Genomic DNA, 9487 nt, shown 5'->3' with positions numbered 1-9487 from the left:
ACCGGCCGCACCGGTCGCAACCGCGGCGGCATCGCAGCCGGTCGCAGTCGCCGGCGCGGCCGCATCGGCCGAAGCGGCGAGCGTGGCGGCGGCGCCCGGCCAGTCGACGATCGAACTGAAGGTGAAGCAGGACAGCTGGTTCAGCGTGCGCGACAACCGCGGCAAGGAACTGTTCTCGGGGCTCGTGCATGCCGGCGAGGCGAAGCAGGTCGCCGGCGACGGCCCGTTCCGCGTGACGATCGGCAACAAGGCGGGCCTCGACGCGATCGCGTTCGACGGAAAACCCGTCGATCCGGCAAAATATTCGGCAGCGCGGGGTAACGTGGCGCGGTTCACGTTGCCCTGATGCCAAGCGCCGTGGCCAGAGGCTGCCGCCGCGTCGGCAGCCGTGGCAGCACGGCGCTTTTTCAATTCGTGCGCCGCCTCGCGGCGCATTCCGCGTAAATGGATCTATCGATGCAATCCGAAGCTCAATCCCCACGCAGCAGTCAGATTTGTTCAACCGAACCGGTATTCGGCGGGCCGGCGCCGCGTCGCGTATCGCATGCGGTCGATGTCCGTTGGGGCGGGCAGCTCGTGACGATCGGCGGCGACGCGCCGGTGCGCGTGCAGTCGATGACGAACACCGACACGGCCGACGCGATCGGCACCGCGATCCAGATCAAGGAACTCGCGAACGCGGGCTCCGAGCTGGTGCGCATCACCGTCAACACGCCGGAGGCCGCGGCCGCCGTGCCGGCGATCCGCGAGCAGCTCGACCGGATGGGCGTGACGGTGCCGCTCGTCGGCGACTTCCATTACAACGGCCACCTGCTGCTGCGCGACTATCCGGGCTGCGCGGAAGCGCTGTCGAAGTACCGGATCAATCCGGGCAACGTCGGTCAGGGCGCGAAGCGCGACACGCAGTTCGCGCAGATGATCGAAGCGGCGATCAAGTACGACAAGCCGGTGCGGATCGGCGTGAACTGGGGCAGCCTCGATCAGGATCTGCTCGCGCGGATGATGGACGAGAATGCCGCGCGCGCGCAGCCCTGGGATGCGCAGAGCGTGATGTACGAGGCGCTGATCCAGTCGGCGATCGGCTCGGCCGAGCGCGCGGTCGAACTGGGCCTCGGGCGCGACCGCATCGTGCTGTCGTGCAAGGTCAGCGGCGTGCAGGACCTGATCGCGGTGTACCGCGAGCTCGCGCGGCGCTGCGGCTTCGCGCTGCACCTCGGTCTGACCGAAGCCGGCATGGGCTCGAAGGGCATCGTCGCGTCGACGGCGGCGCTCGGCGTGCTGCTGCAGGAAGGGATCGGCGACACGATCCGCATTTCGCTGACGCCGGAACCGGGCGCGCCGCGCACGGGCGAAGTGGTGGTCGGCCAGGAAATCCTGCAGACGATGGGCCTGCGCTCGTTCGCGCCGATGGTGATCGCGTGCCCGGGCTGCGGCCGCACGACGAGCACGCTGTTCCAGGAACTGGCGATGCAGATCCAGACGTATCTGCGCGAGCAGATGCCGGTGTGGCGCAAGGAATATCCGGGCGTCGAGAAGATGAACGTCGCGGTGATGGGCTGTATCGTCAACGGTCCGGGCGAGTCGAAGCACGCGAACATCGGTATCAGCCTGCCGGGCTCGGGCGAGAACCCGGCCGCGCCGGTCTTTATCGACGGCGAGAAGGTCAAGACGCTGCGCGGCGAGCGGATCGCCGAGGAATTCCAGCAGATCGTCAGCGACTACGTCGCACGCAATTACGGCCGCGCGGCGGCCACGAACTAATTCGTCCACACACAGATGACTGAACAGAAACGCAAGATCGAGAAGCTCACGGGCGTCAAGGGCATGAACGACATCCTGCCGCAGGATGCCGGCCTGTGGGAGTTCTTCGAGTCCACCGTGAAATCGCTGTTGCGCGCGTACGGCTATCAGAACATCCGCACGCCGATCGTCGAGCATACGCAGCTCTTCACGCGCGGCATCGGCGAAGTCACCGACATCGTCGAGAAGGAGATGTACAGCTTCACCGACGCGCTGAACGGCGAGCACCTGACGATGCGTCCGGAGAACACCGCGGCCGTCGTGCGCGCGGCGATCGAGCACAACATGCTGTACGACGGTCCGAAGCGCCTCTGGTACATCGGCCCGATGTTCCGTCACGAGCGTCCGCAGCGCGGTCGCTATCGCCAGTTCCATCAGGTCGGCGTCGAGGCGCTCGGCTTCGCGGGTCCCGATGCGGATGCCGAGATCATCATGATGTGTCAGCGTCTGTGGGACGACCTCGGCCTGACCGGCATCAAGCTCGAGATCAATTCGCTGGGCCTCGCCGAAGAGCGTGCGGCGCATCGCGTCGAACTGATCAAGTATCTCGAGCAGCACGTCGACGCGCTCGACGAGGATGCGAAGCGTCGTCTGTATACGAACCCGCTGCGCGTGCTCGACACGAAGAATCCGGCGCTGCAGGAGATTGCGCAGAATGCGCCGAAGCTGATCGACTTCCTCGGCGACACGTCGCGTGCGCACTTCGAGGGACTGCAGCGCCTGCTGCTCGCGAACAACATTCCGTTCAAGATCAATCCGCGGCTCGTGCGCGGCCTCGACTACTACAACCTGACCGTGTTCGAGTGGGTGACCGACAAGCTCGGCGCGCAGGGCACCGTCGCGGCCGGCGGCCGTTACGATCCGCTGATCGAGCAGCTCGGCGGCAAGCCGACGGCTGCGTGCGGCTGGGCGATGGGCATCGAGCGCATTCTCGAGCTGCTGAAGGAAGAGAACCTTGCGCCGGAGCAGGAAGGCGTCGATGTATACGTCGTGCACCAGGGCGACGCGGCGCGCGAGCAGGCCTTCATCGCGGCCGAGCGTCTGCGCGATACGGGCCTCGACGTGATCTTCCACTGCAGCGCCGACGGCGCGCCGGCAAGCTTCAAGTCGCAGATGAAGCGCGCCGATGCGAGCGGCGCCGCATTCGCGGTGATCTTCGGCGAAGAAGAGGTCGCGAACGGCACGGTGGGCGTGAAAGCGCTGCGCGGCACGGGCGGCGACGGGGAAAAGAACGCTCAGCAGACCGTACCGGTCGAAAGCTTGACCGAATTCCTAATCAATGCGATGGTTGCATCCGCCGAAGACGGCGACGACTGATCGCGCTGGCGTTCGCTCGACAAGAAAAGGCCTGAACAGGAAGGAATCGCTCGCCGATGAGTTATCACGACGAACAAGAATCGATTGAAAGTCTGAAAGCGTGGTGGGCCCGCTGGGGCAATCTCACCACGTGGATCGTCCTCGCGGCGCTCGTCGTCGCAGCCGGTTTCAACGGCTGGAACTACTGGCAGCGCCGTCAGGCCGCCGAAGCGTCGGGGCTGTACGAGCAGGTCCAGAAGGCCGCTGCCGCGAACGACAAGACGACGATCGCACGCGCGGCCGCCGACATGGAAGACAAGTACGGCCGCACCGCGTATGCACAGATGACGGCGCTGTCGGCCGCGAAGGTGCTGTACGCGGCGGGCGATACGGCCGGCGCGAAGGCGCAGCTGCAGTGGGCGGCCGATCACGCGAAGGACGACGAGTACAAGCAGATCGCGAAGCTGCGCCTTGCGTCGCTGCTGCTCGACGAAAAGGCGTACGACGCAGGGCTCGCGCTGCTGTCGGGCACGCCGATGGACGCATTCAAGGGCCTCGTGGCCGATCGCCGCGGCGATCTGCTCGCCGCGCAAGGCAAGACCGACGACGCGCGCACCGCCTACAAGCTCGCGCTCGACAGCCTGTCGAAGGACGACCAGTCGGCGCGCCAGCTCGTGCAGTTCAAGCTGGACGCGCTCGGCGGCTGAATCGCGGTCCCCTCAACCTCTTAACTCTGCTTCGCTAACCGATGAATTTGCTGAAACGTTACGCTGTGCCCGTTGCCTGCGCGGCGGCTGTCATGACATTGGCGGCCTGCTCGTCGTCGAAGGACGCGCGCCGCGTGCCGACGCCGCTCACCGAGTTCAAGCCCGTGATGGACGTGCAACAGGTCTGGAAGGCGAGCGTCGGCAAGGGCGGACGCTATCTGTTCTCGCCGGTGGCCGTCGGCGACGCCGTATTCGCGGCGGGCGAGAACGGCTCGGTCGAGAAGATCGACGCGAAGACGGGCCAGACGGTCTGGCGCACGAAGCTCGGCTCGGATCTGTCGGCGGGCGTCGGCAGCGACGGCAACCTGACCGCGGTCGGCGCGCTGAAGGGCGGCGTGTTCGTGCTCGGCCCGGACGGCAAGCAGTTGTGGAAGACCACGGTGCAGGGCGAGATCATTTCGCCGCCGCTCGTCGGCAACGGTCTCGTGATCGTGCGCACGATCGACGGCCAGGTGATCGCGTTCAACGCGCAGACGGGCGAGCAGAAGTGGAACTACCGCAACCGCGCGGTGCCGCTCAATCTGCGCGTGTCGGCCGGGATGACGTTCGCGGGCGACGCGGCCGTGCTCGCAGGTTTCCCGGGCGGCGGGCTCGTCGCGATCAACCTGCAGACCGGCGAGCCGTTCTGGCAGACGCCGGTGTCGTTCCCGAAGGGCGTGACCGAAGTCGAGCGGATCAACGATGTGAGCGGCCCGCCGACGCTGGTCGGCGCCGAAACCTGCGCCGTGACGTTCCAGGGTCAGCTCGGCTGCTTCGACGCGAACTCGGGGCGACCGCTCTGGGAAAAACCGTTCTCGAGCCGCAGCGGCCTCGCGCAGGACGATTCGGTCGTCACCGGCGGCGACGACTGGTCGATCGTCACGGCGTACGACGCGGCGACCGGCAATCCGCTGTGGCATAACGACAAGCTGAAGAGCCGCGACGTCGGCGTGCCCTATCTGCTCGGCCATGCGGTCGTGATGGGCGACTACCAGGGCTACGTGCACTTCCTGTCGCGCGAGGACGGCAGCTTCATCGCGCGGATGAAGACCGACGGCAGCGCGATCACGGCTGCGCCGGTGCTGGCCGGCAACACGCTCGTCGTGCAGACGAAGGACGGCGGCCTGTACGGCTTCCGTCCGCGCTGACGCGCAGCAGGTACGCGCCGCGCGGGCCCGCCCGCGCGCTGCGGCGTACGACATGAAGGCGGCCGGTGTTCCCGGCCGCTCGGTATTTGAAAGGCAGTTCGAAACGAAAGACGGACGGCGCGTACTGCGTGCCCGGCGCGCGCATCCGGCGCGGCGCGAATTCGTGATATTTTCATTCAGCGCAGCCGCCCGCAGCAGCGGGCCTCCCGCTGCTGCGCTTCACCGTAGACAACACAGATGAAACCGGTCATTGCCCTCGTTGGGCGCCCCAATGTGGGGAAATCCACGCTGTTCAACCGGCTCACGCGCTCGCGCGATGCGCTGGTGGCCGACTTGCCGGGCCTCACGCGCGATCGCCATTACGGCGAAGGGCGCGTCGGCGCGCGGCCGTATCTCGTCGTCGACACGGGCGGCTTCGAGCCCGTCGCGAAGGACGGGATCCTGCACGAGATGGCGCGTCAGACGCGGCAGGCCGTCGAGGAAGCCGACGTCGTCGTGTTCATCGTCGACGGCCGCAACGGCCTCGCGCCGCAGGACAAGTCGATCGCCGACTATCTGCGCAAGACGGGCCGGCCGATTTTCCTCGTCGTCAACAAGGCCGAGGGGATGAAGTACACGGCGGTCGCGACCGATTTCTACGAACTCGGGCTCGGCGATCCGCGCGCGATCTCGGCCGCGCACGGCGACGGCGTGACCGACATGATCAACGAGGCGCTGGAAGTCGCGTACGCCGACCAGCCGGAAGAAGAGGACGACAACGATCCGTCGCGCGGCATCAAGATCGCGATCGTCGGCCGGCCGAACGTCGGCAAGTCGACGCTCGTCAACGCACTGATCGGCGAGGATCGCGTGATCGCGTTCGACATGCCGGGCACCACGCGCGATTCGATCTACGTCGACTTCGAGCGTAACGGCAAGAAATACACGCTGATCGACACGGCCGGCCTGCGCCGCCGCGGCAAGGTGTTCGAGGCGATCGAGAAGTTCTCGGTCGTGAAGACGCTGCAGTCGATCTCCGATGCGAACGTCGTCATTCTTCTGCTGGATGCGCAGCAGGACATTTCCGATCAGGACGCGCATATCGCCGGCTTCGTCGTCGAGCAGGGCCGCGCGCTCGTGATCGGTGTGAACAAATGGGACGGGCTCGACGAGCACGCGCGCGAGCGCGCGAAAGCGGATTTGACCCGCAAGCTGAAATTCCTCGACTTCGCGAAGTCGCACTTCATTTCGGCCGCGAAGAAAACGGGCATCGGCGCGCTGATGCGCTCGGTCGACGATGCGTATGCGGCTGCCATGGCGAAGCTGCCGACGCCGAAGCTCACGCGCGCGCTGATCGAGGCCGTGGAATTCCAGCAGCCGCGCCGCCGCGGCCCCGTGCGACCGAAGCTGCGCTACGCGCACCAGGGCGGCCAGAATCCGCCGATCATCGTGATCCACGGCAACGCGCTCGACGCCGTGACGGAAACGTACAAGCGTTACCTGGAGAACCGTTTCCGCGAAACTTTCTCCCTGACCGGCACTCCATTGCGCATAGAGTTCCGTTCGTCGACCAACCCGTACGCGGACAAGGGCTGAAGCACGCCTGATACCCGCTTCCGGCAACGGATCGGCCGCATGGCCGACGCCGGGCGCGGCAGGCAAAATCGGCTATAGTGTAGCGATTGGCGCCGGATCTCTTTTTCTTCGTCGCCAATCCAGATCAACCTGCAAAAAAAGATGGAGTACGCCATGAGCAACAAAGGGCAATTGTTACAAGACCCGTTTTTGAACGCACTGCGCAAGGAGCACGTGCCCGTTTCGATCTATCTCGTGAACGGCATCAAGCTCCAAGGGAACATCGAATCGTTCGACCAGTACGTCGTGTTGCTCCGTAATACGGTGACCCAGATGGTCTACAAGCACGCCATCTCGACGGTCGTGCCGGCGCGCCCGGTGAACTTCCACCCGGACGCGGAAGCCTCGTCCTAACCCATTGCAGCGGCCGGCATCCGGTCGCCGCGAGCGACCGATGCCAGCCGCCTTATCTTGACACCTGACAATTTGATCAACGCAGCGCTCGTCGGCATCGATTTCGGCAAGACCGATTTCGAAGCCAGTCTCGAAGAACTCAGTCTTCTCGCCTCCAGCGCCGGGGCGCATCCCGCCGTCACTCTCACGGGCCGCCGGTCCAGTCCCGATGCCGCGATGTTCATCGGCAGCGGCAAAGCAGACGAATTGCGGCTCGCGTGCGAAGCGCACGACGTCGACATCGTCATCTTCAATCACGCACTCGCGCCGGCTCAGCAGCGCAACCTCGAGCGCGCGCTCAACCGGCGCGTCGTCGATCGCACAAGCCTGATCCTCGACATCTTCGCGCAACGCGCGCGCAGCCACGAAGGCAAGCTGCAGGTCGAGCTCGCGCAGCTGCAATATCTGTCGACGCGGCTGATCCGCGCGTGGACCCACCTCGAGCGTCAAAAGGGCGGTATTGGCCTGCGCGGCCCCGGCGAGACGCAGCTCGAAACCGACCGCCGGCTGATCGGCGAGCGCATCAAGATGCTGAAGTCGCGGCTCGACAAGCTGCGCCGGCAGCACAGCACGCAGCGGCGCCAGCGCGCGCGCAGCGGCACGATGTCGGTGTCGCTCGTCGGCTATACGAACGCCGGCAAGTCGACGCTGTTCAATGCGCTGACGAAAGCGCAGGCCTACGCGGCCGATCAGCTGTTCGCGACGCTCGACACGACGTCGCGGCGCGTCTACCTCGGCGACGAAGTGGGTCAGATCGTCGTGTCCGACACGGTCGGCTTCATCCGCGAGCTGCCTCACCAGCTCGTCGCCGCGTTCCGCGCGACGCTGGAAGAAACGATCCACGCCGATCTGCTGCTGCACGTGGTCGACGCGTCGAGCGCGGTGCGGCTCGAGCAGATCGAGCAGGTCAACGGCGTGCTGCACGAGATCGGCGCGGACACGATCCGGCAGGTGCTGGTGTTCAACAAGATCGACGCCGTGCCCGAGCTGGCGGCCCGCGGCGACGCGGTCGAGCGGGACGAGTATGGTAATATTTCGCGCGTCTTTTTGAGCGCGCGCACCGGTCAGGGTCTCGACACGTTGCGCGCCGCCATCGCCGAGATCGCCTCCGCGGAACACCTGTCCGGCGCGACGTTGCCCAACGACGCGCTCGACGGCGCGCCCGCTGAACCGCACGAAGACCACACGATTTCCGAACACGGGCGCTAACCGGTCCCGGCCGGTTCGCCGGCGTCTAATCTGGTGAACAAACTCTGGTGAACGAATACAACGAGCGGAGTACCTGGCGGCGGATGCGCGCCTTGCTGTCGATCAACGATCCCCGCTGGGGGCGCGGCGAAGGCAATGGCAACGGCGGCTCCCGTCCGCGCGCGAACGAATCGAAGCGCCCGCCCGGCGGCGACGGCGACGGTCCGCCCGATCTCGACGAGATGTGGCGCAATTTCAACCGCCGCCTGAGCGGGCTGTTCGGCGGCAAGGGCGGCAACGGTTTCCGTCCCGATAACGGGCGCGCGGCGCGCGTCGGCGTCGGCATCGTGATCGGCGTGCTGATCGCGGTCTATGCCGGCAGCGGCCTGTTCGTCGTCCAGGAAGGTCAGACCGGCGTCGTGCTGCAGCTCGGCAAGCTGGCCGGCACGGTCGGCCAGGGCGTGCATTGGCGTGCGCCGTATCCGTTCGCGTCGCACGAGATCGTCGACACGACGCAGGTGCGCTCGATCGAGATCGGCCGCAACAACGTCGTGCGGCTCGCCAACGTCAAGGAAGCCGCGATGCTCACGCGCGATGCGGACATCGTCGACGTGCGCTTCATCGTCCAGTACCGCGTTCGCTCCGCCACCGACTATCTGTTCCGCAGCGTCGATCCCGAGCGCAGCGTGTCGCAGGCCGCGCAGGCGGCGGTGCGCGCGATCGTCGGCACGCGCAGCGCGGCCGACCTGCTGAGCCAGGATCGCGATGCGATGCGCGAGCAACTGTCGGCCGCGATTCAGCGCGATCTCGACCGTTATCGGACGGGCCTCGAAGTGACGGCCGTCACCATGCAGCGCGTCGCCGCGCCCGAGCAGACGCAGTCCGCCTATGCGGACGTCGCGAAGGCGCGCGACGAGCGCGAGGCCGCGAAGCGCGCCGCGCAGGCCTACGCGAGCGAGCTGCTGCCGAAGGCGCAGGGCGATGCCGCGAAGCTGATCGACGATGCGAAGGCCTATGCGGAGCGCGTCGTCACCGAAGCGCAAGGCGACGCGGAGCGTTTCACGCAGGTCTACGCCGCGTATTCGAAGGCGCCCGCGGTCGTTCGCGAACGGATGTACGTCGACACGATGCAGGAAATCTATTCGAACGCGACGAAGGTTTTCGTCGGCAACAACGGCAATAACGTCGTCTATCTGCCGCTCGACAAGCTCGTCGAGCAGCAGCGGCAAAACGCCGCGGCGTCGGCCGCTGCGGCGGCGCCCGATGCGGCCTCCGCACCGGCGGCTGGCTCGGGCGGCGCCG

At 66.4% G+C, this 9487-nt stretch carries 9 protein-coding genes; all 9 read left to right on the top strand.

What is annotated here, in order from left to right; all coding sequences use genetic code 11:
• On the top strand, window positions 1–346 hold a 346-nt coding region (locus tag HMPREF3115_RS00665), incomplete at its 5' end, for a DUF4115 domain-containing protein (RefSeq protein WP_256275932.1).
• 110 nt (window positions 347–456) lie between these two features.
• Window positions 457–1761, top strand: coding sequence for a flavodoxin-dependent (E)-4-hydroxy-3-methylbut-2-enyl-diphosphate synthase (gene ispG, locus HMPREF3115_RS00660; RefSeq protein WP_006399905.1), 1305 nt, complete (start codon window positions 457–459; stop codon window positions 1759–1761).
• A 15-nt stretch (window positions 1762–1776) separates the two neighbouring features.
• Window positions 1777–3117 carry a histidine--tRNA ligase gene (gene hisS, locus HMPREF3115_RS00655; RefSeq protein ID WP_006399908.1) on the top strand — a complete coding sequence of 447 codons (1341 nt, stop codon included), beginning with the start codon at window positions 1777–1779 and terminating at the stop codon, window positions 3115–3117.
• 56 nt (window positions 3118–3173) lie between these two features.
• Window positions 3174–3803, top strand: coding sequence for a tetratricopeptide repeat protein (locus HMPREF3115_RS00650; protein WP_006404710.1), 630 nt, complete (start codon window positions 3174–3176; stop codon window positions 3801–3803).
• Window positions 3804–3844: 41 nt separating this feature from the next.
• Window positions 3845–4990: an outer membrane protein assembly factor BamB gene (gene bamB / locus HMPREF3115_RS00645; RefSeq protein ID WP_006404711.1), complete on the top strand. Its 1146-nt coding sequence runs from the start codon at window positions 3845–3847 to the stop codon at window positions 4988–4990.
• Between the two features lie 237 nt (window positions 4991–5227).
• Window positions 5228–6565, top strand: coding sequence for a ribosome biogenesis GTPase Der (der, locus tag HMPREF3115_RS00640; protein ID WP_006399916.1), 1338 nt, complete (start codon window positions 5228–5230; stop codon window positions 6563–6565).
• 153 nt (window positions 6566–6718) lie between these two features.
• Entirely contained in the window at window positions 6719–6958 is a 240-nt protein-coding gene (hfq, locus tag HMPREF3115_RS00635; protein WP_006399927.1) for an RNA chaperone Hfq, read from the top strand.
• A gap of 72 nt (window positions 6959–7030) precedes the next feature.
• Complete coding sequence (gene hflX, locus HMPREF3115_RS00630; RefSeq protein WP_006410362.1) at window positions 7031–8206, top strand: GTPase HflX; 1176 nt, start codon at window positions 7031–7033, stop codon at window positions 8204–8206.
• Window positions 8207–8253: 47 nt separating this feature from the next.
• A partial coding sequence (gene hflK, locus HMPREF3115_RS00625) for an FtsH protease activity modulator HflK (protein ID WP_070553186.1) occupies window positions 8254–9487 on the top strand: 1234 nt, incomplete at its 3' end.

It is taken from the genome of Burkholderia sp. HMSC10F09 (assembly GCF_001806955.1).
GTDB classification, from domain to species: Bacteria; Pseudomonadota; Gammaproteobacteria; order Burkholderiales; family Burkholderiaceae; genus Burkholderia; species Burkholderia multivorans.
This window is presented reverse-complemented; position numbering and strand designations above follow the sequence as displayed.